At 61.6% G+C, this 25,274-nt stretch carries 26 protein-coding genes and 1 riboswitch; of the genes, 20 read left to right on the forward strand and 6 right to left on the reverse strand.

Annotated elements, in window-relative coordinates; all coding sequences use genetic code 11:
* Nucleotides 1-6: 6 nt before the first annotated feature.
* Nucleotides 7-756: a GNAT family N-acetyltransferase gene (locus ACH6CV_RS02995; RefSeq protein ID WP_456356791.1), complete on the forward strand. Its 750-nt coding sequence runs from the start codon at nt 7-9 to the stop codon at nt 754-756.
* A gap of 498 nt (nt 757-1,254) precedes the next feature.
* On the opposite strand, the gene ACH6CV_RS03000 is transcribed toward ACH6CV_RS02995, so the two are convergent.
* Nucleotides 1,255-1,782 (reverse strand): hypothetical protein, encoded by a 528-nt coding sequence (locus tag ACH6CV_RS03000; protein ID WP_456356681.1) that lies wholly within the window; start codon nt 1,780-1,782, stop codon nt 1,255-1,257.
* Between the two features lie 522 nt (nt 1,783-2,304).
* Here ACH6CV_RS03000 and ACH6CV_RS03005 point away from each other — a divergent pair.
* Complete coding sequence (locus ACH6CV_RS03005) at nt 2,305-2,676, forward strand: DUF488 domain-containing protein (protein WP_456356682.1); 372 nt, start codon at nt 2,305-2,307, stop codon at nt 2,674-2,676.
* Here ACH6CV_RS03005 and ACH6CV_RS03010 read toward each other — a convergent pair.
* Nucleotides 2,660-3,562, reverse strand: coding sequence for a ComEC/Rec2 family competence protein (locus tag ACH6CV_RS03010; RefSeq protein WP_456356683.1), 903 nt, complete (start codon nt 3,560-3,562; stop codon nt 2,660-2,662). The two genes, ACH6CV_RS03005 and ACH6CV_RS03010, sit on opposite strands and share 17 nt — an antisense overlap.
* A 141-nt stretch (nt 3,563-3,703) precedes the next feature.
* On the opposite strand from ACH6CV_RS03010, the gene ACH6CV_RS03015 reads away from it, so the two are divergent.
* The 3 genes from ACH6CV_RS03015 to ACH6CV_RS03025 all read left to right on the forward strand — a co-directional run bounded on the left by ACH6CV_RS03015 (nt 3,704) and on the right by ACH6CV_RS03025 (nt 6,756).
* Nucleotides 3,704-4,699 carry a protease inhibitor I42 family protein gene (locus ACH6CV_RS03015; RefSeq protein WP_456356684.1) on the forward strand — a complete coding sequence of 332 codons (996 nt, stop codon included), beginning with the start codon at nt 3,704-3,706 and terminating at the stop codon, nt 4,697-4,699.
* 57 nt (nt 4,700-4,756) lie between these two features.
* The gene (locus ACH6CV_RS03020) at nt 4,757-5,182 is read left to right on the forward strand and encodes a protease inhibitor I42 family protein (RefSeq protein WP_456356685.1); all 426 of its coding nucleotides are present in this window, start codon (nt 4,757-4,759) and stop codon (nt 5,180-5,182) included.
* A 377-nt stretch (nt 5,183-5,559) separates the two neighbouring features.
* The gene (locus ACH6CV_RS03025) at nt 5,560-6,756 is read left to right on the forward strand and encodes a GGDEF domain-containing protein (RefSeq protein WP_456356686.1); all 1,197 of its coding nucleotides are present in this window, start codon (nt 5,560-5,562) and stop codon (nt 6,754-6,756) included.
* Between the two features lie 121 nt (nt 6,757-6,877).
* On the opposite strand, the gene ACH6CV_RS03030 is transcribed toward ACH6CV_RS03025, so the two are convergent.
* Entirely contained in the window at nt 6,878-7,216 is a 339-nt protein-coding gene (locus ACH6CV_RS03030) for a hypothetical protein (RefSeq protein ID WP_456356687.1), read from the reverse strand.
* A 390-nt stretch (nt 7,217-7,606) separates the two neighbouring features.
* Nucleotides 7,607-8,086: an SLOG family protein gene (locus tag ACH6CV_RS03035; protein WP_456356688.1), complete on the reverse strand. Its 480-nt coding sequence runs from the start codon at nt 8,084-8,086 to the stop codon at nt 7,607-7,609.
* A 107-nt stretch (nt 8,087-8,193) separates the two neighbouring features.
* On the opposite strand from ACH6CV_RS03035, the gene ACH6CV_RS03040 reads away from it, so the two are divergent.
* Nucleotides 8,194-8,439 carry a helix-turn-helix domain-containing protein gene (locus ACH6CV_RS03040; RefSeq protein WP_456356689.1) on the forward strand — a complete coding sequence of 82 codons (246 nt, stop codon included), beginning with the start codon at nt 8,194-8,196 and terminating at the stop codon, nt 8,437-8,439.
* Nucleotides 8,440-8,586: 147 nt separating this feature from the next.
* Here ACH6CV_RS03040 and guaA read toward each other — a convergent pair whose 3' ends face one another.
* Complete coding sequence (gene guaA / locus ACH6CV_RS03045; protein ID WP_456356690.1) at nt 8,587-9,882, reverse strand: glutamine-hydrolyzing GMP synthase; 1,296 nt, start codon at nt 9,880-9,882, stop codon at nt 8,587-8,589.
* A gap of 188 nt (nt 9,883-10,070) precedes the next feature.
* On the opposite strand from guaA, the gene ACH6CV_RS03050 reads away from it, so the two are divergent.
* From ACH6CV_RS03050 to ACH6CV_RS03115, 14 genes are all read left to right on the forward strand, one after another.
* Nucleotides 10,071-10,625 carry a stage V sporulation T C-terminal domain-containing protein gene (locus ACH6CV_RS03050; RefSeq protein ID WP_456356691.1) on the forward strand — a complete coding sequence of 185 codons (555 nt, stop codon included), beginning with the start codon at nt 10,071-10,073 and terminating at the stop codon, nt 10,623-10,625.
* Nucleotides 10,626-10,678: 53 nt separating this feature from the next.
* Nucleotides 10,679-11,965: a MazG nucleotide pyrophosphohydrolase domain-containing protein gene (locus ACH6CV_RS03055; protein WP_456356692.1), complete on the forward strand. Its 1,287-nt coding sequence runs from the start codon at nt 10,679-10,681 to the stop codon at nt 11,963-11,965.
* A 99-nt stretch (nt 11,966-12,064) separates the two neighbouring features.
* Nucleotides 12,065-12,334 (forward strand): HU family DNA-binding protein, encoded by a 270-nt coding sequence (locus tag ACH6CV_RS03060; RefSeq protein ID WP_456356792.1) that lies wholly within the window; start codon nt 12,065-12,067, stop codon nt 12,332-12,334.
* 92 nt (nt 12,335-12,426) lie between these two features.
* Complete coding sequence (locus ACH6CV_RS03065) at nt 12,427-12,735, forward strand: RNA-binding S4 domain-containing protein (protein ID WP_456356693.1); 309 nt, start codon at nt 12,427-12,429, stop codon at nt 12,733-12,735.
* Nucleotides 12,732-13,898: a 2-C-methyl-D-erythritol 4-phosphate cytidylyltransferase gene (ispD, locus tag ACH6CV_RS03070; protein ID WP_456356694.1), complete on the forward strand. Its 1,167-nt coding sequence runs from the start codon at nt 12,732-12,734 to the stop codon at nt 13,896-13,898. The genes ACH6CV_RS03065 and ispD overlap by 4 nt, the downstream gene beginning before the upstream one ends.
* Nucleotides 13,899-13,912: 14 nt before the next feature.
* On the forward strand, nt 13,913-15,160 hold the full coding sequence (locus ACH6CV_RS03075; RefSeq protein ID WP_456356695.1) for an adenosylhomocysteinase: 1,248 nt from the start codon (nt 13,913-13,915) through the stop codon (nt 15,158-15,160).
* Between the two features lie 14 nt (nt 15,161-15,174).
* On the forward strand, nt 15,175-16,440 hold the full coding sequence (locus ACH6CV_RS03080; RefSeq protein ID WP_456356696.1) for an amidohydrolase: 1,266 nt from the start codon (nt 15,175-15,177) through the stop codon (nt 16,438-16,440).
* Between the two features lie 61 nt (nt 16,441-16,501).
* Nucleotides 16,502-17,596, forward strand: coding sequence for a YARHG domain-containing protein (locus tag ACH6CV_RS03085; RefSeq protein WP_456356697.1), 1,095 nt, complete (start codon nt 16,502-16,504; stop codon nt 17,594-17,596).
* Nucleotides 17,597-17,981: 385 nt separating this feature from the next.
* Entirely contained in the window at nt 17,982-18,950 is a 969-nt protein-coding gene (locus tag ACH6CV_RS03090) for an ABC transporter substrate-binding protein (RefSeq protein WP_456356698.1), read from the forward strand.
* Nucleotides 18,951-19,076: 126 nt separating this feature from the next.
* Nucleotides 19,077-19,976: an ABC transporter permease gene (locus ACH6CV_RS03095; RefSeq protein WP_456356699.1), complete on the forward strand. Its 900-nt coding sequence runs from the start codon at nt 19,077-19,079 to the stop codon at nt 19,974-19,976.
* Nucleotides 19,977-19,986: 10 nt separating this feature from the next.
* Complete coding sequence (locus ACH6CV_RS03100; protein ID WP_456356793.1) at nt 19,987-20,760, forward strand: ABC transporter ATP-binding protein; 774 nt, start codon at nt 19,987-19,989, stop codon at nt 20,758-20,760.
* A 121-nt stretch (nt 20,761-20,881) separates the two neighbouring features.
* A riboswitch (adenosylcobalamin (AdoCbl) riboswitch) is annotated at nt 20,882-21,037 on the forward strand.
* Between the two features lie 129 nt (nt 21,038-21,166).
* Nucleotides 21,167-22,096, forward strand: a complete 930-nt coding sequence (locus ACH6CV_RS03105; protein WP_456356700.1) for an ABC transporter substrate-binding protein — start codon at nt 21,167-21,169, stop codon at nt 22,094-22,096.
* Entirely contained in the window at nt 22,080-23,081 is a 1,002-nt protein-coding gene (locus tag ACH6CV_RS03110) for a FecCD family ABC transporter permease (protein WP_456356701.1), read from the forward strand. The genes ACH6CV_RS03105 and ACH6CV_RS03110 overlap by 17 nt, the downstream gene beginning before the upstream one ends.
* A 220-nt stretch (nt 23,082-23,301) precedes the next feature.
* Complete coding sequence (locus ACH6CV_RS03115; protein ID WP_456356702.1) at nt 23,302-24,054, forward strand: ABC transporter ATP-binding protein; 753 nt, start codon at nt 23,302-23,304, stop codon at nt 24,052-24,054.
* On the opposite strand, the gene ACH6CV_RS03120 is transcribed toward ACH6CV_RS03115, so the two are convergent.
* A complete protein-coding gene (locus tag ACH6CV_RS03120; RefSeq protein WP_456356703.1) occupies nt 24,051-25,118 on the reverse strand; it encodes an undecaprenyldiphospho-muramoylpentapeptide beta-N-acetylglucosaminyltransferase in 1,068 nt (355 codons plus the stop codon). The two genes, ACH6CV_RS03115 and ACH6CV_RS03120, sit on opposite strands and share 4 nt — an antisense overlap.
* Between the last annotated feature and the right edge of the window lie 156 nt (nt 25,119-25,274).

Here is a 25,274-nt window from a genome sequence, read left to right on the forward strand (position 1 = left end):
GTACACATGAATACTGATTTTGTAAACTTGACAGCGGAGAACCTTGCGGATGAGCATTTATGCTGCATTATCCGCAGTAAAAAGTCCCATCAAGGTATCGATGCAAAGCGACAATGGCTATCAGAACGACTAAAGGAAGGTCATGTCTTTAGAAAGTTAAATGAAAAGGCTACAGTTTTTATTGAATATGCTCCTCTAGAAACAGCTTGGGTTCCCATAACTGGTGACAACTATTATTATGTATATTGCTTATGGGTCTCTGGTAGTCATAAAGGAAAAGGCTATGGGAGATTGCTGATGGAGTATTGTTTGACGGATGCCAAAGAAAGGGGGAAATCCGGCATTTGTATGCTCGGAGCAAAAAAACAAAAGTCTTGGCTTTCTGACCAATCATTTGCAAAGAAGTTCGGCTTTGATGTTGTTGATACTACCGATAATGGATATGAATTGCTTGCACTCTCTTTTGACGGAACAACGCCAAAGTTCGCACAAAGTGTCAAAAACCAGAAAATCGAAAGCAAAGAGCTAACAATTTATTATGATATGCAATGCCCCTATATCTGTCAAAACATTGAGATGATAAAACAGTATTGCGAAATGAATGAAGTTCCTGTATCCATAATTCAAGTGGATACGCTACAAAAGTCCAAGGAATTGCCTTGCGTTTTCAATAACTGGGGTGTGTTTTATAAAGGGAATTTTGAGACGGTGAATTTGTTGGATGTGGCCTACTTAAAAAGAATACTTAAAAAGTGAAATGCAATTTCAATTCGTTTTGTGATGTTATAAAACATATGAGGAGACTTGATTAGAACCGCTTATGGCTTACCGATAAAGAAGACTACTCTGATTATGTATATTGTGACGCCAAGGGGACACCGGCTTCCAAGGGTATCATTAACTGTCTACTCAAGGCACGCCGAGACGATGGTATTGATGTCGAGGGTTTAAGAATGAGGACGAGTAAAGCTTGAAATATAGGCTTTGGGGGGTAGGATAGTAAAAATCTGATGTGTTAGTATCATGAAGGTATCGCTTCGCGGCAACAGCTATTTTGAGTGTGACAGAGCGATTTAGATGTCGATACTCGGATTGAGGTCAGGTTGGATGATCGCTGCGGTAGTGATTTATCGGGGACAAGCGAAGAATTTTAGAATAGCGGATCCGTCGACTGGACGGATCCGCTCAACCCTGATGCTTGAGATATGACGATCTCTCGGAAGCGCTTGTTGCCCCATTGTTTCAAGACATCTCTTATTTGCCGCTTACGCCGGAAACACCTGCCACTCCAGTCAGAATGATATATACGGATATTTTCTCGGAGTGGAGGGGGTTGGACTTCATGGCGTCTTTACTAAGCATGATGGAGTAACCCACATCATTCAGTTTCGCGGTAATCATATAGCCGTCCTGAGTTTCCATTGTGCTTAGATTTCCTGCGTCCTTTAGGGCGCCTTCATAAAAGTCGCACAAAGTGTCGATGTTATTGCTACTTACATAGGACACTTCCAGGCCTTTGTTTGAGGGATTCTCCCTTACGTCGAGTATCTCGGCATCCGCCGCCAGAGGCAGAATATCTTTGGGATAGGAATCAGGGAGAGTCTTGGAATTAGCGGGAGGGGTGATTTGCCGTGTGCTTGATTCACCAATCACTTCACTTTGCTTGGCAGGTTCCGCGACCGATCCACCGCCCGCTTCGTTTGCAGCCGGTTTTTTTCCACCGCATCCAGTAAGGGCCAATACCGATGCAATCATGATAATCCCCAATAACACCTTGTTCATATGATCTCTCCTTACGGCTTATGATACGAAATCCAATTTCCAGCGGCTTTTCATCTATCTGCGTATAACAAAACCCGGCTGTAGGGTAGGCTATTCGCGATATTTTTTCACAACGAAAAGGGTTTGACGAAATGTTGTGCAGTCAGGTTTACTGTATAAAGCCAACCGCACCCGTCTCGAAAATTTAATTATATCTATTATATAATAAATAGAGACATATTGCAAGTGCAAATTGGAATTTGTGCATTTCGGGCGTGTTCCCCCGTACGGATATTCCTTTAGACTTGTTTCATTATTAATTTGCCGGTTTATAATACTTGAAAAGACATCAATTTGGAACGACTCGTTCCATGCGGAGGCGGTCGTGCTGATTTCCCGAGAAGTGCCTGGGGATCGAAAGTATCTCGTGTTATAACCACAAAACCGCATACGGGGCCGCGTTGGAGTTTCTGTTGAGCGAAGCGTGCTGATGGTCAAGCGTCGGTTCCATCGGTGACTGGCCTAAGTGAGGTGAGCATTGATATGGCGCTGCAAATCAAACGGATTTATGACGATTTTCAGGAAGGCGACGGGACGCGTTTGCTGGTGGACCGCCTGTGGCCGCGGGGTATTTCCAGGGACAAGGCGCACCTGGACGGATGGGTGAAGGAACTCGCCCCCAGCCCCCGGCTTCGGATATGGTTTGGGCATCGGGCGGAAAACTTCGAGCAATTCGCCATGCTGTATCGGGCTGAACTGGATGCGAATGCCGAGGCACAAGCGGCCGCCCGGCGCATCATGCGACGAAGCAATGAAAACATGGTTACCTTGCTGTATGGGGCAAAAGACCCCCAAGTTAACCATGCGATCATCTTAAAAGAGTATCTGGAATCTAAAGTCACTTCCGGGCCGTGATACTCTCCGCCGACACCCACTTCTTGCCCGTATCCGACAGCACGAAATCGCCGCTGCCGTCGTTGCTGGCGGCGTAGAATTTTGCTCCAATTTTTTGGAGGCGCGCCTGGTAGGTGGCCGACGGCAATGTGCTGTGGCAGAAGGCGACGATCTTCGGGGCGATCTTTTTAAGCAGGGATTCCGGCTGTGCGCCGTTGTGGTGGGGATTCTTGAGCACCTCGGCGCGGATCGATCCCTTCTTCTTTTTTTCAATCGCGCAGAGGATCCCCGCGCTCGTATCGCCCGTGAGCAAGGCCAGGCGGCGCTTCTTGCGGTTGATCCGCAGGACCAGCGAGTTGTAGTTCTCGGCCACCGCGCCCGGCTCGCACTTTCTGATTTTGAGCGGGCCGAGGCAGGAAACCGTAAGGTCGCTCAGGCGGAACGACTGGCCGGGACGCAGCACGGTATATTGGGCGCTTTCGACCGCCAGGCGCTCCTCACCCTCGGCGGCGTACTTGACGATCGCCTCCCTGACGCCGTCGTGGGGGATGAACACCTCGTCCGGGCGCATCTGATAAATGATCGGCGCGGCGCCGCCGATGTGGTTCATATGGGCATGGGTGCCGATGTAGTACTTGAGTTTCGCGATGCCCATGCGCTTCATGTACTTGATGCTGTCGAGGCCGTTCTTGCGCCAGCCGGCGTCGACGAACATCGCCTCGCCGTTTGCCACGATTAGTATGGCGTCCACGCGGCCCTGGTTCAGAAAGTGCATCTGAAACGCCGGTGCCGCCTTGGGGATGGACATACCGGGTTGATCGATGCCCTCGCCGTAGGTCGTAAGGCCCATCGCAAGGGCCAGGATCAACCAGGCCGCCGCGAACCGCACCCATCGCCGCACGCGCATTGCCATTTCCTCCTTTGTGGATGTCATCTATATTACATAATATCGTAATCAAACTGAAAAATCAAGCCATATTTTACCGGAACACAGCTGCTTGTTGCCGCGTCCAATGTGTGGATCAGGGAAAGAATGGGAGGATTCATCATGAGGAGACTGCTGTCGCTGACCCTTACGCTGCTGATCGTCCTGACATCCTGCGCGGTTGCGTATGCGGAGCAGGAGCAAACAAACACCCCTTGGTACGAGCTCGACGAAAACGAAGAAGTGCTCACCGTTCGCCTGCCGGCCAATCCTTCGACCGGTTATACCTGGAAGGTTACGCTTTCGCCCCGAAACACCTTGAAAATGAAGGATAATTTCGTGCCGGGCAAGCCGGCTGAGCCGGGCAAGGGCGGCACCTGGGTGGCCACCTTCGAGGGCATGTGGAAGGCCGGCGATGTGCTGCTGACCCTGAACTCCACGCGCAACGGGACCATTCCCGCCGAGACGCGCAAACTGCACGTGTTCGTCTCCGAGAACAACGCGCTGTTTGTCCGCGAGCAGAAGGTGCGGCTGTCGCTCAAGCCGAGCGGCAGGATCGACCCGATGCGCCCGGAAAGCACGCTGACCCTGAAGCCGACGATGCAGGTGCTGGACCACAAGCTGACCGTTTCGGCGACTGAGAAGAACAACAAGAAGGGCGATCAGACGGCGAATTTCGCCATCGAGGTGACCGACAGCGGCGCGTTCAAGCTGCGCCGCGCGCCGTCCGGGGTGCTGAACCCCAACTACGTCTACACCGCCAGGGTGACGGGGACGGTCAATGGAAAGCCGATGACCGCGCGGCATACGTTTAAGGTGAAACCGGGCAAGGTGGGCGTTGCGCTGACCCCGAAATCCGTGACGCTGTCCGCCGACGATCCGCTGAGCCAGGGCGTATTCGCCATCAAGCTCAAGGACAGCGACAAGTTGGGCGCGATCGACAATGTGACCACGGCTTCAAAGAAGTTTGCGCTCAAGCCGCTGAACGACGGCAACTGGGCCATCGGATTCAAGGACGGCGCCGTCGCCACGAAGGGCGAAAACGTCAAGCTGGACATCTACCTCAAGGGCTACGACAGGCCCGCCGCCACGGTCAAGCTCAAGGTAAGGGTCAAGTAGAGCGGCCGGCCGCCCGATCCGGTTGGCTTGACTGAAATATTGCGGAGGGTGAATTCCATGAAAAAGCCATTGTCGATGATCCTCGCGCTGCTGCTCGTCCTGGCGTTTGGCGCTGCCGCGTACGCGGAGGAAGCGGCCCCCTGGTACGAGCTCGACGAAGCCGATGAGGTGCTCACCGTTCGTCTGCCCGCCAACCCCACGACCGGCTACGAATGGACGTTTGAGATTTCCGACTCTGAAGCGCTCGAGCTCGTGACACAGGAGTACGTGCAGGACGAAGCCGGGCAAGAGATGGTGGGCGTGGGCGGCACCTGGGTGGCCAGCTTTCACGGCACGTTCGCGAAGGCCGGTCATGTGGACCTGACCCTTAAGTACAAGCGCAGCTTTGAACAGGAAGCCGCCGAAACGCGCCTCGTTAAGCTGTGGGTTATGGAGAACAACCAGTTGGAGGTCGTGTCCGCCGAAGTCGTCGATCCCTCGTAACGCGTCACCTATATGCCGTGCTGAGTGATCTGAAAAGTGAACCCTGCCGTCACGGCGGGGTTTGCTGTTTTATGAATGGGCAAACGATGGCGGGATGCGAACGACGTTTCGTGAGAAGGGGCCTGACGGAGCGTGGAGGAGGATGGACATAGCGGCGAAGGCGCGGCATGGAATGAGCGCGGGGCGGCGCTGCCGACGGTGTTGTCGGCTTGGCTGGCGCATCGCTTCAACGCGCCGACCCGGCCATCATCCGCCTGACCGGCGAGGCGCCGTACAGCGCCAAGCGGGGGGACAACCGCGTGGGAATTGCTTCATGGCGCGTGCTGTGGGTATATACACAGCGGATAGCGTTTCGCGCGGAAGGGGGCCGGCCACCGATGGATTTTTGCGTGGATATCGGCACGGCAATCTTGGGCCTGGTCCTGGGGCATCTGTTTTCGGGCATCTTGGGCGTCGTCTACATGACGAGACGCCGCCGGGACGTGCCGGTCGGCGCGTTTCTGCTTTCGCGGCTGTTCGAGATGCTGGCGTGGGTGCTGATCGGCCTGCGCGGCAGCATCCCCGACATTCTCTCCATATCGGTGGGCAATTCTTGTCTGATCGTCGGCTCGGCGCTGAAGATCGTGGGCTTCCTCAAGCTCGGGCACGGGTACAAACCGTGGATGCAGTGGTCGTATCTCGCGGCCACCCCGGTGCTGATCGGCGCGTTCAATCTGACGGCTGCCTGGTGGCCGTTCGAAAATATCCGGATCGCGGCGATGTCGGTGCTGCTGACGCTCGCTTGGCTGCCGCCACTGTACCGCATGCTCGGCGACAGGCAGGCCTCGGCGCTGCAAAGGGTGGTCGCGATCACCTACGCAGCCGCGCTGATGCTGCTGATTGTGCGCGGCTATGCCGGGTTGACGTTCGGCGACGAGATGACTTTGCTGTCGCGCAATCCCTATAACGCGCTGCTCTTCGGCGGGCTGTACATGATTATGCTGGTGGGCAACCTGGGCTTCATCCTGATGTCAAAGGAGGCGTCGGACGACCGGTTGATGTACGCGGCCACCTACGATGAGCTTACCGGCATCCTCAATCGTCGGACCTTCGCGGCGCGCGCCAAGGAGGCCATTGCGCTGTGCGCCCGAAAGCGCGAGCCGCTCGCCTTCATCATCATGGACATCGACCGTTTCAAACGGATCAACGACGCGCATGGCCACCTCACGGGCGACCGGGTGCTCAGGTCGTTCGCCGACGCCATGGCGGCGCAGCTGCGCCCGTACGATTTGTTTGGCCGGATCGGCGGCGAGGAGTTCGCCGTGCTGCTGCCGGACGTAGACGAGGCCCGCGCGCTCGAGGTCGCGCAGCGGATGCGCGCGGCGGCGGCCGCCGACCTGGTCGACGAAACGGTGAGCTACACGGTCAGCATCGGGCTGACCGCGCAGATACCGGACGAGCATACCTCGCTCGACGCGCTGTACAAGCAAGGCGACGCCGCGCTCTACCGCGCGAAGGAGGCCGGCCGCAATCGCGTCGAGGCAGCCAAGGCGGGGGCGGAGGCGGCGATTGGCGGATTGCAGGGGCGACCTTGATTTTTCGTTCCGGTGTGCCTGCAAAAACCGCGGGACTAGCAGCGCTAATTCAAGTGTTTTTGCAGGCGCACCGGGGCGGAAAAGCATCCGTCTCCGCCCGTGTGCTTTAATCGGCGCTTACCTAGATGCTGACGACCTGATACCCATCCGCGAGATAGCGCTTCATGCCCGCGTGGCCCGACATGTCGTCGAGCATCGGAAGCCCCGCGGCCGCGTTCTGCTCGTAGACGCCCATCACCTTGGAGCAGGCGAGGCAGACGCCCGCGATCAGGTTGGCGGCCTTGGCCCGCAAATACAGCGGATGCTGTTCCGCCTCGAACGCGCCGACCAGCTTGACGGACGCGCCCTCGAAGATGATCTTCACTTCGTCGCCAGCGGCGGACAGGTCGAGCGCGTTGAGCAGAATGTGCGTAAAGCACATCTTTTCGCCGGTCATGCCGTAGAACAGGACTTTACGCATATCGATCACTCCTTCTTTCTTTCGATGCAAGCGCGGTTTGGGCAATTTTGTACAGGGGATTCCAGATGCCCGAATTTCTATATTTGTACTATACCTTATTCCGTCACGTCAAGCAAGCACATCTTTTCAAGGTCGACTGCGTCTGACCTTACCGCTGGGTCTTGGGTTTAGATGTGGGTAAACCTGATAATATGCACTTAGAAAATCAATTGTCTGAGTATCCTATTCTAGGTAAGCGCTGATCAAATCCCACGCGCGGTGGCGGTTGCATTTTCGCCAGCTCGGGCCCGCAGAATCCTCGACGTAGCGCTGCTACGCCTTCGGATTTTGCAAGCCCAATCCGGCAAAAATTCCCCTCGCCACCGCACGCGTGCTTTAATCAGCGCTTACCTAGTCAGCCACACTGATAATGCTTAACCCACTTTGTTTCGCATACCCTACCGTTTGATCTGTACCTCCCGAAGAATGAGGCAGCGCGCAAATGCAATACACAGACCGATCAACCATATACCGTTTTTGCTTTTTTATGCAGTCATCGGTGTACTCATTCGAAACATATACAATCTCATCGGCTTCGGCCAGAAGATTGCGATATAATTGCCGTTGCGCGCCTGTCCAAAACGCATCCTGATCTTTATAGGGCAGGGCAAATATTAGCCGTACTTTATGTCCCATTTCCTTCTTGACAATGATTAGCGAGGCACTCATTTGGTCAAAACCCAACGCCCCACCAGAGATAAAATCTGTCACCCCTTGGGCAATCAGATGATCGACTTCCGTGTTTAGATTCGTCACGATTCTTTCGACTCTGTCCTGTGGCAGGCCTCGATGCCCGGTGAAGCAACAGGTATGTTCTTTCATCATGCCCATCTTCATCATCTTTATATTTGGTTTCCCCAAATAAATCTATTATATTTGGTATTGCCAAATATATCAAGCCCTCTGCCCCTTATAATTTTGGCCAGGGGTGATGAATATTGAAACAGAGAAAGCTGCCACTTGGCGATAGAAATATGGTTGGTGCGCGCGTTACGCAAGCTCGGCACAATCTGGGTATGAAGCAGGTCGAGCTGCTTACAAAGCTACAAACTGCGGGCATTGATATGAGCATTCCGGCCCTTTCTCTTTTGGAAGGTCAGAAGCGTCCCGTATCGGATTTAGAGCTCAACGCATTGGCGGATATCCTGAAGGTTTCAATCGATTGGCTTATGGGCAGGGAGTAGAGGAGGCTTTTCTGCTATATAACCGTTATAGGAACATAAAGAACCCGAAAACCGTCAAATGTAAGGCCACTGAAAAGCCCCCGATTTTTATGATCGGGGGTTTTTCAGTGGCCTTGATCCCACTGGCTTTCGGGCTTTTATACTATATCATTCCCACTCGATCGTCGCCGGCGGTTTGGGCGAGAGGTCGTAGAGCACGCGGCCCGCGCCGGGGACTTCCTGCAGGATGCGGTCGGCGATGTGCGCGAGCACGGCAAAAGGCAGCGGTTCGACGGCGGCGGTCATCGCGTCCACGGTGTTGACGGCGCGCAGGATGACCGGGTATTCCTCGGCGCGCGCGTGGCCGCGTACGCCAACGGCCTTGAAGTCGGGCACCGCGGTGAAGTACTGCCACACATGGCCGGCAAGGCCCTGTTTATCAAATTCCTCGCGCAGGATGGCGTCGCTTTCGCGGACGATCTCGAGCCGCTCGCGCGTGATCGCCCCCAGGCACCTGACGCCCAGCCCGGGGCCGGGGAACGGCTGGCGGTAGACCATGTCGTGCGGCAGGCCCAGCGCCTCGCCGCAGGCGCGCACCTCGTCCTTGAACAGCATTTTGAGCGGCTCCACCAGCTCGAACTGAAGATCGTCGGGCAGGCCGCCCACGTTGTGGTGCGCCTTGACGCCCTTGACCGTCTTGGTGCCGCTCTCGATGATGTCGGGGTAGATCGTGCCCTGCGCCAGCAGCTCGATGCCCTCGAGCTTGCGCGCCTCCTCCTCGAACACGCGGATGAACTCCTCGCCGATGATCTTGCGCTTGCGCTCGGGGTCAGAAACGCCGCAGAGCCTGTCGAGGAAGCGATCCGACGCGTCCACATAGACGAGGTTCGCGCCCAGCTGCTCCCTGAATACGCGGATCACCTGCTCGGGCTCACCCTTGCGCAGCAGGCCGTGGTTGACGTGCACACAGGTGAGGTTTTGCCCGATCGCGCGCAGCAGCAGCGCCGCCACCACCGACGAGTCCACCCCGCCCGAGAGCGCCAGCAGCACCTTGCGGCCGCCCGCCTGCGCGCGAATCTGCGCGACCTGGTCGTCGATGAAGTGCTGCGCGTTCCAGTTGCGCACTGCCCCGCAGCGGTCGATAAAGGTATTCAGCGCCTCCTTGAGGTCGGTCGGCCAGGCGTTCAGATCGCTCGCGCGATTTGGACTTTCGTGACCCACGACCAGCACCGGAAGGCCCCGTTCGTAGAGCGCCGGATCGACGTCGATTTCCTCCATGCCCTCAATCCGGTTGGGGCCGCCGTTTACGATGACGCCCCTGAGCCCCGGCAGCGCGCGCAGCTGCTCGATCGGGATGTCGTGCGGATGGATTTCCGTATAGACGCCCAGTTCCCGGACCAGCCGCGCGATGCGCGCGTTCTCGCCGCTGCCGAGGTCCAAGATCGCGATCATATCCTGTTTCAACGCAGGCCACCTCACTTGCATGTACTATGGAAATCATGATACGCTTAGGCTCGAAGACTGTCAAGAAAGTGCGGATTAAAGTTCGGCAGGCGCGTACTCCACAGGACACCGAACGCATAAAACGCTTGCTCCATCAAATACTAGTGCTGCATGATTTTGATGCAAACGACGATGGAAGGGTGTTGGACATGAGAGCTACCGGCATTGTGCGCAGGATCGACGAATTGGGCCGTGTGGTCATCCCGAAGGAGATTCGGCGTACGCTTCGAATAAGGGAGGGCGACCCGCTCGAGATCTTCACAGACCACGACGGCGAAGTGGTGCTCAAAAAGTATTCCCCGATCGGCGAGATCGCGACGATCGCCAAGGACTACACCGACTCGCTTTACCGGTCGCTTGGGCTCATCAGCTGCATCTGCGACCGCGACATGGTGGTGTCGGCCTCGGGCTCGCCCAAGCGCGAGTTGTGGGAGAAGCCGCTGAGCATCGAGATGGAAAGCGCGATGCAAAACCGCCAGCAGCTCAAGCTCAGCGTGGCCCAGGGCGCGAAGATCATCCCGGTGACCACCGAAGAAGGCGCTGACCAGTATACCGCCCAGGTGATCGTGCCGATCCTGTCCGACGGCGAGGTGATCGGGGCGCTGGTGCTGCTCAGCCGCGAGCAGGGCTACGTCATGGACGAGGCGTCGGTCAAGGTGGCCGAGACGACGGCCAATATTGTAGGCCGGCAGATGGAGCAATAACTTGCCAGGCCCCGCCCGGCATGGTATAATATACCGGTTGGGAGGGGCGTTTGATGTCGATTACGGTGGTGGGGCTGGGCCTTGAGCGCGGGCAACTGACGGCGGAAGCACAGGATTTGCTGCGCTCGGGTACGCGCGTTATGCTGCGCACCGCACACTGCGACGCAGCCCGCTGGATGCGGGAGCAGGGCCTCGCGTTCGAGGCGCTCGACGCGCTCTATGACGAGGCCGAGGATTTCGACCGGCTGAACGATAGACTGGCCGCGCGCGTGACGGAGCTGGCCGGGGATGGGGAGCTGATCTACGGCGTGCTCGATCTGCGCGACGAGAGCGTAAAGCGGCTGGCCGCGCGGGCTGTGCGCTATGTGCCCGGCGTGCCGGTGGACGCGACGCTTGCCGATTCGGCGCTCGGTCCGACGCTTCAGCTCGCGGCCTGCGACTGCGAGGACGTCCAATTCGAAGCGGGGCTTAATGTGTTGGCGCGCGAGATCGCTTCGCGCGAGCTGGCGTCTCAGCTCAAGCTCCGGCTGATGGAGCGATTCCCCGAGCGGCATCCGGTACTGCTGGCGCTTGGCGGCGGCGAAATTCTGACCACGACGCTCGACGAGCTGGACAGGCTCCCGGATTACGACCATCGGACCTGCGCCTTCCTTTCCGCCGAGCGCGACCTGAAAAAACTCACGCGATACGGCTTCAACGAGCTCAATCGGGTGGTGCGCATTCTGCGCGGCCCGGACGGCTGCCCGTGGGACAGGGCGCAGACCCACGCGACCATCCGCATGAATGCGGTGGAGGAGGCATGGGAGGTGGTGGACGCCATTGAGGCGGACGATACCGACGCGCTGTACGACGAGCTGGGCGACCTGGTGTTGCAGGCGGCGCTGCACGCCGAGATCGCGCGCCAGCACGGCGAGTTCGCGATCGACGACGTGACGAGCGCCATCACGGGCAAGCTGATCCACCGCCACCGCCACGTGTTCGGAGAAGCCGATGCCGCAACCCCCGAGGCCGGCCTCAGGCTGTGGGATCAGATCAAGCGCGAGGACCGCAAGCTCAAAGGCAAGGCCGAGGCCATGCGCGCGGTGACGCGCGCGCTGCCCCAGCTGATGCGCGCCGAGAAGCTGCTCAGGCACATGGACGAGCCGCCCGCGGACGAGCAGGCGGCGCTCCGGGCGCGGGTGGACGGGTTGGGTGGTGCGGATGATGCGGAGCTTGCAATCGGCGAACTGCTGCTCTCGGCGGTGCGGCTGGCGCGGTCGCGGGGCGTCAAGGCGGAGCTGGCGCTGGGCCGCGCGCTCGAGGCGCTGATCGCACGCGCGGCGCGCGAGGATTCTTTGTAAAATGTGAAGGACATGCAGGAATTGTCAATATCTGGCTAGAATATAATTTCGGTTACGCTCAAGCGGTAAACAATCACATTATGGAGGTGTCTGATAATGATGAACAAAGCGACCTTTGTGGCTACCGTGGCGGAGAAGGCAGGACTCACCCAGAAGCAGGCGGATGCGGCGCTGACTGCGGTGCTCGATCTGATCGTCGAGGAACTCGCGAAGGGTGAGAAGGTCCAGCTGACCGGCTTCGGTACCTTTGAGGTGCGCGAGCGCGCCGCCCGCGAGGGCCGCAATCCCGCCACGGGCGCGACCATCGAGATCGCCGCGACCAAGACCCCGGCCTTCAAGGCGGGCAAAAAGTTCAAGGACGCGCTGTAAGGCCCTCATCGCCTGGCGGAGGTGGGGGTTGGGGTTGTGGCGTCCGCGTTTGGCGCTGCAGCCCTTATTTTCGTTGTATCCGAGGAGGAAGCATGGCGAAGAAGTCAGACACACCGAAGACAGCAACGGCCGCACCGGCCGCGCAGGGCGCGGGCTCGATGCGGCTGGATAAGTACCTCAAGGTGTCGCGCATCATCAAGCGCCGGAGCCTTGCCAACGAGGCGTGCGACACCGGGCATGTGATGTTGGGCGGCAAGCCGGCCAAGGCGGGCGCCGAGGTCAAGGTGGGCGACATCGTGTCGGTGCGCTACGGCGACCGGCTGACCCAGTACCAGGTGGTGACGCTTTCCGAGCATGTGCTCAAGGCCGACGCCGCGGGCATGTACCGCGTGATCCCATGACCCGCTGCTGGGCGGTGGTGGTGGCCGCCGGCCGCGGCGAACGATCGGGCCTCGAAGGGAACAAGGTGTTTTTTCCGGTCGCCGGGCGGTCGGTGCTCAGCCGCAGCCTTGACGCGCTCGCGGCCTGCGGCCGGATCGAGGGCATCGTGCTGGTGCTGGCCGGGCGCGATTTTGCGGCCTACGAGGCGCTGGTTCGGCGCGAGGGCGCGCACCCGCTCGTTGTGCGCGCAGTCGAGGGTGGGGACACCCGCCAGCAGTCGGCGTACAACGGGCTGCTGGCCGTGCCTGAAGACGTTAAGCTCGTCGCCATCCACGACGCGGCGCGCGCGATGACGCCGCCGGACGTGGTGCTTCAGGCGATCGGATCGGCCGAGCGTTACGGCAGCGGCGTGGCCGCGACGGCCGTGACCGACACCGTGAAGCGGGTGGACGGGGCGGGCCGGGCGGTCGAGACGCTGAACCGCGAGTCGCTGCGCACGGTGCAGACGCCGCAGGTCTTTTGGCGTTCACTGGTCCTGTCCGCGCACGAGCGCGCGCGCGCCGAGGGCTTCGAGGCCACCGACGACGCGGCGCTCGTCGAGCGTTACCATGGAGCCGTGCACCTGGCGGTCTCCGACGAGGGGCGCAAGAATGTGAAATTGACCACGCCCGCGGACTTCGAGGAGGTTGAGCACTTGATTTTGCCCAATCTACGCGTGGGCCAGGGCTTCGACGCGCATCGGCTTGTGCCCGGGCGGGCGCTGGTGCTGGGCGGCGTGACGATCGAACACGAGGCGGGCCTTGACGGCCACTCGGATGCCGACGCGGCCGCGCACGCGCTGATGGACGCGCTGCTGGGCGCGGCGGGACTCGGCGATATCGGCCGGCATTTTCCCGACGGCGACGAGGCATACCTGGGCATTTCCTCGATGGCGCTGCTTGCGGAAGTGGCGGGTAAGCTGGATCGCGCGGGCTTCCGCGCGGTCAACTGCGACGTGACCATCGTCGCCCAGCGGCCCAAACTCGCGCCGTACATGGATCAAATGAAGCGCAACTTCGCGCGCGCGCTCGGCATGGCGGAAGGCGCGGTCAACGTCAAGGCCACCTCCACCGAGCGCATGGGCTACGAGGGCAGGGAAGAGGGCATATCGGCCAGCGCGATAGCGCTGATCGCCGCGACTTAACGGAGGTGCTTGAGATGAAATCGGTCGTACGGGATGCTTCGCTCGCGCCGGAAGGGGCGCGCAAGATCGAATGGGCGCGCGAGCACATGCCGATCCTCTCCGAGATCGAGCGGCAGTTTGAACGCGAGCGGCCCTTTGAGGGGCTGGATCTCGCGATGTCGATCCACCTCGAGGCCAAGACCGCGCGCGCGGCGCTGCTGTTCAAGGCGGGCGGCGCGCGGGTGTTCGCCACCGGCTGCAATCCGCTGTCCACGCAGGACGACGTGGCCGCGGCGCTGTCGACGATGGGCGTGACGGTCAACGCCTGGCACGGCGCGACGGCCGAGGAATACCACCGCCACCTGATCGACACGCTGCGCTGCGCGCCGCATGTGATCGTGGACGACGGCGGCGACCTGACGCAAATCCTGTGCGACGAGCGTCCCGAATTGGCGCGCAACCTGATCGGCGGCGGCGAGGAGACCACCACGGGCGTGATGCGCCTCAGGGCGCGCGCGGCCGCGGGGGCGCTGCCCTTTCCGATGATTTCGGTCAACGACGCGCAGATGAAATACCTGTTTGACAACCGCTACGGTACCGGGCAGTCGGTCACCGACGGCATCCTGCGCACCACCAACCTGGTGGTGGCCGGCAAGCGCGTGGTGGTGGCCGGCTACGGCTGGTGCGGCAAGGGCGTGGCGCTGCGCATGAAGGGCATGGGCGCGCGGGTGGCCGTGTGCGAGATCGATCCGGTGCGCGCGGTCGAGGCCGCGATGGACGGGCACGACGTGATGACCATGGACGAGGCGGCGGCGGTCGGCGATGTGTTCATCACGGTGACCGGCTGCAAGGACGTAATCACACTCGAGCACATGCTTCGGATGAAGCCGGGCGCGGTGATGTGCAACGCGGGCCATTTCGACGTGGAGGTCGATGTCAAGGGCCTGCGTCAGATGGCCAGGCGTACGTGGACGGCGCGGCACAACATCGAGGGCTTCGAGCTTACGGACGGGCGCGCGCTGTACCTGCTGGCCGAGGGGCGGCTGGTCAACCTGGCGGCCGGCGACGGGCATCCGGCCGAAATCATGGACATCAGCTTCGCGCTGCAGGCGCTGTCGGCGGAATACCTGGTCAAGAGCCGCGGGACGCTTGAACCCGGCGTGCATGAGGTGCCCTCGACGGTCGATCTTAAGGTGGCGCGCATGAAGCTTTCGGCCCTGGGTCTTACGATCGATCGGCTGAGCGAGGAACAGGCGGCCTACATCCGAGCCGCGAACGGTTGAAGGGAGGCCACGAGATGATCCGGATCGACAATGTGGCGCTCTATACCGGCGAGCGCGTTTTCCCGGACGGCTGCGTGCTGGTGGACGGCGATAAAATCGCCTACGCGGGCGAGCGTGCGCTCTGCCCGGACGCCGCGACGGAGCGGCGCATCGACGGCAAGGGCGGCATCCTGATGCCGGGCTTCTACAACGCGCACTGCCACGCGGCGATGGTGCTGATGCGGGGCGTGGGCAGCGATCGCGTGCTCATGGACTGGCTGCATCAAATCTTCCCGATCGAGGACAAGCTGACCGGCGACCTGGTCTATCACGGCGCGATGCTCGCGATCGCCGAGATGATCCGGCGGGGCGTGGTGGCGTTTGCCGACATGTACTTCTTCATGGATCGGGTGGCCGAGGCGGCGCTTGGGGTCGGTATGCGCGCCAACATCGTGCGCGGCTGCACCGATCGCGCGGGCGTCGAGGATAACGCGAACAACCTGTACCGCCGGTTCAATGACGCGGGCGGCGGGCTGATAAAGGTGTTCGTCGGGCTGCACGCCGAGTACACCACGAGCCCCGATACCGCCCGATTCGCGATCGAGACCGCGCGCAAGCTGGGAACCGGCTTCCACGTGCACCTGAGCGAGACCAGGGGCGAGGTCGAGGGCTGCATCGAGCGGCACGGTATGACGCCGCCCGAATACTTCGATTCGCTGGGCGCGTTCGACGCTCATGCGATCGCGGCGCACTGCGTGCACCTGAGGGACTTGGATGTTGAACTGCTCGCGCGCAAAAATGTGTACGCGGTGCACAACCCGGCGAGCAACCTGAAGCTCGCCAGCGGCATCGCGCCGATCGCCCGGTACCTGCAATCGGGCATGACCGTGGCGCTCGGCACCGACGGCGCGTCGAGCAACAACTGCCTGGACATGCTCTCCGACATGCGGCTGGCGTCCATTTTGCAGAAGGGTGCGTTCGGCGACCCGACGCTGCTGCCGGCGGGCCAGGCGCTGACCATGGCGACCCGCACGGGCGCGCGGGCGCTGGGCTTTGACGACTGCGGACTGCTCCGCGAGGGGTATCAGGCCGACATGGTGCTGGTAAGCGCCGAGGACGCCAACATGCTGCCCTGCCCGGACGTGCCGGCCGCGCTGGTCTACGGCGCGCAGGGGATGAACGTCCGCATGACCATGGTCAAGGGGCGCGTGCTCTATCAGGACGGCGCATACACGACACTCGACATCGGTCGGGTGCGCGCGCAGGCGCTCGAAGCGGCGCGCGCGCTGGGGGTCATTTAAGGGAACCAAATATGCCCAATGCCCGTCATATAGGAAAGCAAGTTGGAGGGGGATGTCGTCTATGAAGCGTGCCGCAGCCGCACTGGCGGCCCTGATTTGCGCCCTGGCCCTGTGCGTGCCCGCGCTGGCCGAGGTCAGCGCCAGCACCCGGATCTACGATTCCTCAAGCGGATACCTGAACAACATCGACCTGGCCATCGCCATGCTCGACGGCACCGAGGTGTGGCCGGACGACACCTTTTCTTTCAACGACGCGGTGGGGCCGCGCGCGGCGGCCGATGGCTATCAGAAGGCCGGGGACGGGCGCGGCGCGAAGGTCTACGGCGGCGGCGTCGATCAGGTGGCGGCCACGCTGTACCTGGCGATCGAGGAGCGCGGCGACGTGGACTACATTGAGCGCAAGGTGTACGGCTCGAAGTTCACGGGCGAGTACGTGGATTCGGGCAACGAGGCGATTGTGACCGACTACGACCACGACGTGGACTTTTCCTTCCTGAACATCGGCGACTCGTTCACGATCCGGCTCTCCCGCAGCGGCAAGACGATCACTTGCACGCTGGGCGACGACGACGGCAGCCATGACTGGGACGACGATGACGACGAGGACTGGGACGAGGACTACATCTTCCCGGATTCGGACCAGGTGAAGCTGACGCGCGATGACATCTACTCGATCCCGCGCTCGCTGTGGCCCTACGCGCGCAACGAAATCTACGCGCGCCACGGCTACGAGTTCAAGACCAGGAAGTACCGCGACTACTTTTCGCAGAAGGACTGGTATGCGCCGGGCGGCTTCTCGACCCGGAACCTCAATGACACCGAGTGGTACAACATGGACCTAATCAAGTCGATGGAGAAGGGCAGCGGCAGTTCGTCCTCGTCCTCCTCGTTCGACGAATACATCTTCCCGCACTCGAGCACCCGCAAGCTGACCCGGCGCGAGATCGAGGCGATCCCGGAGAGCGAGTGGGGCTACGCCCGTAACGAAATCTGGGCGCGCCACGGCTATGAGTTCAAGACCAAGAAGTACCGCGATTACTTTAACGCAAAGAGCTGGTACGAGCCCGGCGGCTACAGTGAGAAGGATGTCAACAAGACCGAGTGGTACAACATGGAGCTAATCAAGTCTTTGGAAGACGAATACGGCGTCAATTGATTTAACAAACTTACCCATTGACAGGCGCAGGCCTATGCGCTATAGTATGCGCAACAACATAATAAACCGACGACGGAGACGAGTAAGCGCGAGAGGTTCCTCAAGAGAGTCGCAGGCGGTGGGATTGCGGCAGGGTACGGCGCGGTGAATGGACTTCGGAGGGCGGCGCGAACCACTTAGGTCTAGTAGTTGCCGACGGATTCCACCCGTTACCATGTGGAACGCGCATGATCGTGCGCGGTTGAGGCGGCCGGTTTGCCGGCAAGATGGGTGGTACCGCAGGAATGAAAGAATCCTGTCCCGTGTGATACACGGGACAGGTTTTTTGTTCCCCCCGGCGGGGGCCGTGGGGCGGGGTGGTCAACAGACTTAGGAGGATACAAACATGAAGCGGATTGCGATTATGGTTCTGGCGCTGGCACTGGTTCTTTCGGGCGTGGCGGCCTCGGCGCAGGCGGTCACTGTGGGCATCATCCAGTACGCGACGCACCCGTCGCTCGACAACTGCACCAAGGGCTTTATCGAGGGGCTGGCCGAGGGCGGCTACAAGGAGGGCGACAACCTGACGATCGATTTTCAAAACGCGATGGCCGACATGGCGACCGGCGACATGCAGGCCAAGCTGATGGTCTCGCAGGGCCGGGATATGCTGGTGGGCGTGGCGACGCCGGCGGCGATGAGCGCCTATGCGGCGACCGCCGACAGCGGTACGCCCGTGATCTTTGTGGCGGTGTCGGACGCGGTGTCGGCCGGGATCGTGGAGTCGAACGAAGCGCCGAATACCAACTGCACCGGGGTGTCGGACATCCTGAACCTGCCCGAGCAGGTGAAGATGATCCGCGCGTTCCTGCCGGAGGCCAAGAAGATCGGCGTGGTGTACACGGTGTCGGAGCCGAACTCGATCTCGCACCTGAAGAAGCTCCATGAGGTCGCGGCCGAGCAGGGCTTCGAGGTCGTGGCGATCGGCATCACCGCGGGCTCGGAGGTGGCCACGGCGGCCGGCTCGCTGATCGCGGACGGGGTGGACTGCTTCAACAACTTCACCGACAACCTGGTCGTGGAGAACCTGCCGGCGCTGCTGCTGGCCGCCGAAGAGGCGCGCATCCCGGTGTTCGGCTCGGAGGTCGAGCAGGTGGTGAACGGTTGCCTGGCGACGCAGGGCATCGACTACGTGGCGCTGGGCCGCGAGGCCGGCAAAATCGCGGCAGAGGTCTTGAATGGCAAGGCCGATCCCGCCACCACGCCGGTCGGCCTGATCGACGAGGTGACCCCGGCCTACAACGCGGACGTGCTCGCGGCGCTGGGGCTGCAATTGCCGGCGGGGTATGAAGCGGCGCAAGACGTGGCGAAGTAATTCCCCATTTCCCTCTTTGGAGGGGCGGGGTGGATGATCTGAACGCAGGGCCCATGGGGCCGGGGCGTATGACCCGGATCCACCGGTCGAAACGCCCGAAAAGGTAAACCGAAAAGGGGCCATGTTATGTACCTGTCGATCCTGATAAACATCCTCGAAGAGGGCTTCATTTACGGCATCATGGCGATGGGGGTCTACATCAGCTACAAGGTGTTGGATTTCCCCGACCTGTCGGTGGACGGCACGCTGCCGCTGGGCGCGTGTGTGACCGCGCTGATGATCGTAAACGGCATGTCGCCCGTGGCGGCGCTGCTCGTGTCCTTTGCCGCGGGCTGCCTGGCCGGCGCGGTGACCGGCCTGCTGCACGTGAAGCTCAAGATTACCGATCTGCTCAGCGGCATTCTCACGATGACGGCGCTGCTCACGGTCAACCTGTTGGTCACCGGCAAGCAGTCGGTGCTCTACATCAACAAGCTGCCCACGATTTTCACGGACGGGCCGGTGACCTGGCTGCCCGAGGCGTTCGCGCCCTATCGGCGGGTGATCGTGCTGGCCGTCGTGGTCGCGGCCGTCAAGCTGATTATGGATTGGTTCTTCAAGACGCGCATCGGACTGATGCTGCGCGCGGCGGGCAGCAACTTGCAGTACGTGACGGCGCAGGCGGTCAACCCGGGGCTGGTGAAGATCCTGGGGCTGACGCTTGCCAATGGGCTGACGGCACTGTCGGGCAGCGTGCTGGCCCAGCAGGCGCGCTCGGCCTCGGTCACCAGCGGCGCGGGCATGGTGGTCATGGGGCTGGCGTCGGTCATCATCGGCACCACGCTCTTGGGCAAGGTGCGCGGCGTTATGCCCACCACGCAGGTGATCGCGGGCGCGGTCGTGTACAAGGCCTGCCTCGCGGTGGCGACGCTGCTTCGGATCGACACGGTCTACTTGAAGCTGCTGATGAGCGCGCTGTTTGTGGTGGCGCTGGTCGCCGGCCGCGCGCTCGATCGGAAGGGAGGCAAGCGCCATGCCCATGGATAGCAACGCGTGCCTGGTCGAGATGAGAAACATCATCCAAATCTATAATGAAGGTACGCCCGACGAGGCCACGCTGTTCGACGGCTTCAACCTGTCGATCGCGCGGGGCGACTTTGTGTCGGTGGTGGGCTCGAACGGCTCGGGCAAGACCACGATGCTGAACATCCTGTGCGGTTCGCTGCCGCTTACGGGCGGGCGCGTGCGCGTGAACGGGCGCGACGTGACCGACCTTGCCGAGCACAGGCGTGCGCGGATGCTGGGCCGGGTGTTTCAGGACCCGTCGAAGGGCACCTGCGCGCAACTGACCGTGCTCGAGAACATGGCGCTGGCCGACAACAAGAATCAGCCCTACAACCTGCGCCGGGGCGTCAACCGCCGGCGGATCGACGCCTATCGCGCGATGCTCGAGCCGCTGGGGCTGGGCCTCGAGAACCGCCTGGGTCAGCAGGTGGGCAGCATGTCGGGCGGTCAGCGCCAGGCGCTGGCGCTGCTGCTGTCCACGATGACGCCGATCGAGCTGCTGGTGCTCGACGAGCACACCGCCGCGCTCGACCCGCGCGCGGCCGACACCGTGATGGAGCTGACGCAGAAGCTGATCGTGGGAAAGGGGTTGACGGCGCTCATGGTCACCCACAACCTGCGCTATGCGGTGGGCTACGGCAACCGCCTCCTGATGATGCATCAGGGCCGCGCCGTGATCGACGCCGCGGGCGGGGAGCGCGCGCGCTACACGATGGACGACCTGCTCAGGACCTTCAACGAAATCAGCGTCGAGTGCGGTAATTGATGCCGACACGCACATCCGTTGTGAAGAATGGGATCACAAAACGGCTGTTCGGGGCCCATTGCTCTGCGCGCGCGGCCTTCAAACTTGACAGCGCCCGCCGCGCGTGGTATGATAAACCCGTAGACAGATAGATGCGCGCATGATCCGGGGAACGGGGTGAAAATCCCCGGCAGACCCGCTACTGTGAGGAGCTTGGGCAGACGCCCGGCTTTAAGTCAGATCACCGGCCCACGCGCGGGCGCACAGCAACGCCTTCGATGCTAAGGCGGCGCCGCCCACCCATTCGCGTGCAAGGGCCGGTGATTTGCCGTTCCCCTGCGCCGAAACCGGCATGGCGTCGCCGCATGGTCGTTTGACCGTGCGGCGTTTGTGTGTAAAGAACACCGCTGGAAAGGAAGGAAAACCCATGAAGAAGCTGTTCTGCCTGATGTTCACGCTGCTGCTGGCCACGGCAAATGCGCTGGCCATGCCCGCCGAAGACCGGGCGGGCAATCCGCTCGACCTTAAGGCCGCGCCCGCGCGCGTGATCTCGCTCGCGCCCGCGACCACGCAGGTGATCGTCGAGCTGGGCCTGAAAGACCGCCTGGTGGCCGTCGATACGTACAGCCCGTCGCAGGCGGAGGGCGTTTCCGAGCTGCCCCAGTTCGATATGATGCACCCCGACTGCGAGGCCATGGCCGAGCTTGCGCCCGACCTGGTGCTGGTCAGCGCCATGAGCTACGAGGGCGGCGGCGATCCGTTCACGGCGCTGCGGACGCTCGGCATCACGGTGGCGGTGATCCCGTCGAGCGACAGCGTGGCCGGCGTGGCCGAGGACGTGCGCTTCATCGCACGGATCATGGGTGCGGAAGAGTCCGGCGAGGCGTTGACCCGCGGCATGCTGGACACCGTCGAGGCCGTCCGCGCGATCGGAGAAGCCATCCCCGAAGCCGAGCGCAAGTCGGTGATGTTTGAGATCGGCGCGCTGCCCTACCTGTACAGCTTCGGCAGCGGCACCTTCCTGAACGAGTTGATCGAGCTCATGGGCGCGCGCAATGTGTTTGCCGATCAGCAGGACTGGATTTCTGTGAGCGAGGAATCAGCGGTTGAGGCCAACCCCGACGTAATCCTGACCTCGGTCAGCTACATCGACGACGCGGTCGGCGAGATTCTGGGCCGCGCGGGCTGGGGCGAAGTGAGCGCGATCAAGGGAGGGCAGGTGTTCTACATCGACAACACCGCGAGTTCCTTGCCCAACCACCACATCGCCGACGCGCTGGTCGAGATGGCGAGGCGGGTGTACCCCGACCGGTACGCGGCGTTCGACGCGCCCTTGCTGAATGAAGACGCCGCATAAGGTACTGCTGGCGCTGGCGGTGGCGCTTGTTGCGCTGGCGTTCGGCGTCGCCGTGGGCAGCGCGTCCATCCACCCGATGGACGCGCTGCGGGTGCTTGTCGGGCGGGGCGAGGCGGTCAGCGGGGTGGCGCGCTCGATCCTTATAAAGATACGCCTGCCGCGCGTGCTGATGGCCTTTTGCGTGGGCGCGGCGCTGTCGATGAGCGGCACGGTGATGCAGTCGGTGCTGCGCAATGCCCTGGCCTCGTCCTATACGCTGGGCGTGTCGTCGGGCGCGTCGCTGGGCGCGGCGCTGAGCATCCTTCTGGGGCTGTCGGGGCTGTTTGTCCGGCCGCTGATGGGCTTTGCGTTCGGCATGGCGACGGTGCTGCTGGCGATGGGTCTGACCGCCGCGCTCGACCACAGTATGGAGGGCAACACCATCGTGCTGGTGGGCATGGTGTTCTCGCTGTTCGTCAACGCCGTGCTGACGCTGATTACCGCGCTGTCAAGCGAGCACCTCAAGGAATTGGTGTTCTGGCAGATGGGTTCGTTCGCCGGACGCGGCTACGCGCAGGTCGCGGTGATGGCGGCGGTGAGCGCCGTGACGATGCTGGCGCTCATGGGCTACGCCTGGGAGATGGATTTGATGACCTTCGGCGACGAGCAGGCCGAGAGCACGGGCGTGGCGATCCGGCGGATCAAGTGGACGCTGATCGCGCTGGGCGCGCTGCAGACCGGCGTCGCGGTCGCCTTCACCGGCACGGTCGGCTTCATCGACCTGATCGCGCCCCACCTGGTGCGTCGGGTGTTCGGCGCGCGGCACCGGATCGTGCTGCCGATGGCGGCGCTGCTGGGCGGCGCGTTCATGGTGCTGTGCGACCTGGCGGCGCGCACCGTACTGGCCCCGATCGAGCTGCCGGTGGGCGCGGTGACCGCGCTCGTGGGCGCGCCGTTCTTCACCCATGTATACTTTTCGCGCCGAAGGCGCGTCACGCACATCTGACTGCGTCCATATGCGCGTGAGTTGGGGAACGGGGAAACCGGATTGCTGAAAACCCTGCGAGGTATTCTAGGCGCAATCCGGCAGCATGAATCGATTCCGAGCCGGGCGGGCAGGCTCGCCCTACGCCGGGATCCATTTGCACCGGCGCAAATGATTGAACATGAAGGGCTGCGGCACTCCAAACCTCCCGGAGAGGGGGTTGGTCGGAGGAGGGGATAGCTTGCTCGAGATACAACACCTGAGCGCCGGGTACGCGGGCGTGCCGGTGGTCAAGGATGTGTCGTTTGGCGTCAGGATGGGGGAGAGCGCGTGCGTATTGGGCCCCAACGGCTGCGGAAAGACCACGCTGTTGCGCGCGATCGCGCGGCTGATTCCCTTTACCGGCGAGGTCAGGATCGGCGGGCAGGACATCAAGACGCTTACGCGGCGGGAACTTGCGCGCGAGGTGGCGGTGATGAGCCAGGTGAGCACATTGCACTTCGCCTACTCGGTCTACGATACCGTGATGATGGGCCGCTATCTTAACGCGCGGGCGCTGGGCGGCGCGGGCCGGGCCGACCGGGCGGTGGTCGAAGGGTGCCTCAAGGCGATCGGGCTGTGGGACATCCGCGAGCAGCCGATCGACGCTTTGTCGGGCGGTCAGTTGCAGCGGGTGTTCCTCGCCAAGGCGCTGGCGCAGCAGCCGCGCGTGATCCTGCTCGACGAGCCGACCAACCACCTGGACATAAAGTGCCAGATGGAGCTGATCGAGTATTTGAAGGATTGGATGACAAGCGGCGAGCACGCGGTGATCGGGGTGTTCCACGACGTCAACCTGGCGCTGACGCTGGCCGAGCGGCTGATCTTCATGAAGGAGGGCCGGGTGGCGGGCCAAGGCGCGTTCCCCGACGTGGCCGAGCCCGCCTTCCTCGAAGGCGTGTACGGCATGGACGTGGCCGGATATATGCGTAGGTCGCTTAAGCGGTGGGGTTAGACTTTCGCGTACTCCTCAATGTATTTCAACACCCCCGCCATGCCGTCGCCCGAGGGCTCGCGCTCCATGGCGTCGATCAGGCTGCCGCGCTCCTTGTAGACCTCGATCACGCGCGAGGCCAGCACGTCGGGCGTCATGTCCTCCTGCATCAGCACGCGCGCCAGGCCCCGCTGCTCGAACGAGCGGGCGTTCATGACCTGGTCGCCCCGGCTGGCCGACAGCGGGTAGGGAATCAGCAGCGAGGGCTTGTTGAGCGCCAAAATCTCGCTTAAGGTATTGGAGCCCGCGCGGGAAATCAGCACGTCGGCCACCGCGTAGGCATGGGATATTTCATGGTTTAGATATTCTTTCTGGCAGTAGCCGGGCGTGCCCTCGAGCGAGGCGTCCAGGTTGCCCGCGCCGCACAGGTGCAGCACCTGGAAGCAGTCGAGGAGTTTTGGCAGCGCCAGGCGCAGCGCGCGGTTGACCGACTGCGCGCCGGTCGAGCCGCCCACCACCATCAGCACCGGGCGGCCGCTTTGAAAGCCGAACAGCTTGCGCCCGGCCTCGCGGTTGCCCTTGAATAGCTCGGGCCTAAGCGGCGTGCCCACGGCCACGCCCTTCTTGCCCGCCAGCCGCGCGGCTTCGGGGAAGGTGCACAGCAGCTTTTTGGCAAACGGCGCCGACAGGCGGTTGGCGAGCCCCGGCGTCATGTCGGATTCGTGGATCAGCACCGGCACCTTGCGCATACGCGCGCCGTAGACCACTGGCACCGACACGAATCCGCCCTTGGCAAACACGATCGCGGGCGCAATGCGCTTCATGAGCGCGGCGGCCTGAAACACGCCCTGGATCACGCGAAACGGATCGGTCAGGTTGCGGATGTCGGCGTAGCGGCGCAGCTTACCCACCTTGATGGCGTGATAGGTCACGCCCGGCAGTTGAGAGACCAGCTTGCGCTCGATCCCGTCCTCCGAGCCGATGTAATGCACTTCCCAGCCGTCCCGTTGAAGCGGCGGGATCAGGGCCAGGTTGGGCGTGACATGCCCCGCCGTGCCTCCGCCGGTCAACACGATGCGCTTCATCCAATTTCCTCCATACGACCTGCTCTCCCGCAAGATTATACCACGCTGCGCGCAAAAATGCTTTATGAAGAAGTAAAATGCGGGGGCAATCGCGCCCTGCCGCAGCGGATCACAATTGCTTCGGAATCTGCCGATCGATATCGTAAAATATTGGGC

Origin of the sequence: Anaerozeibacter quisquiliarum, from assembly GCF_051162045.1 — a bacterium.
Lineage (GTDB): Bacteria > Bacillota > Clostridia > Christensenellales > Aristaeellaceae > Anaerozeibacter > Anaerozeibacter quisquiliarum.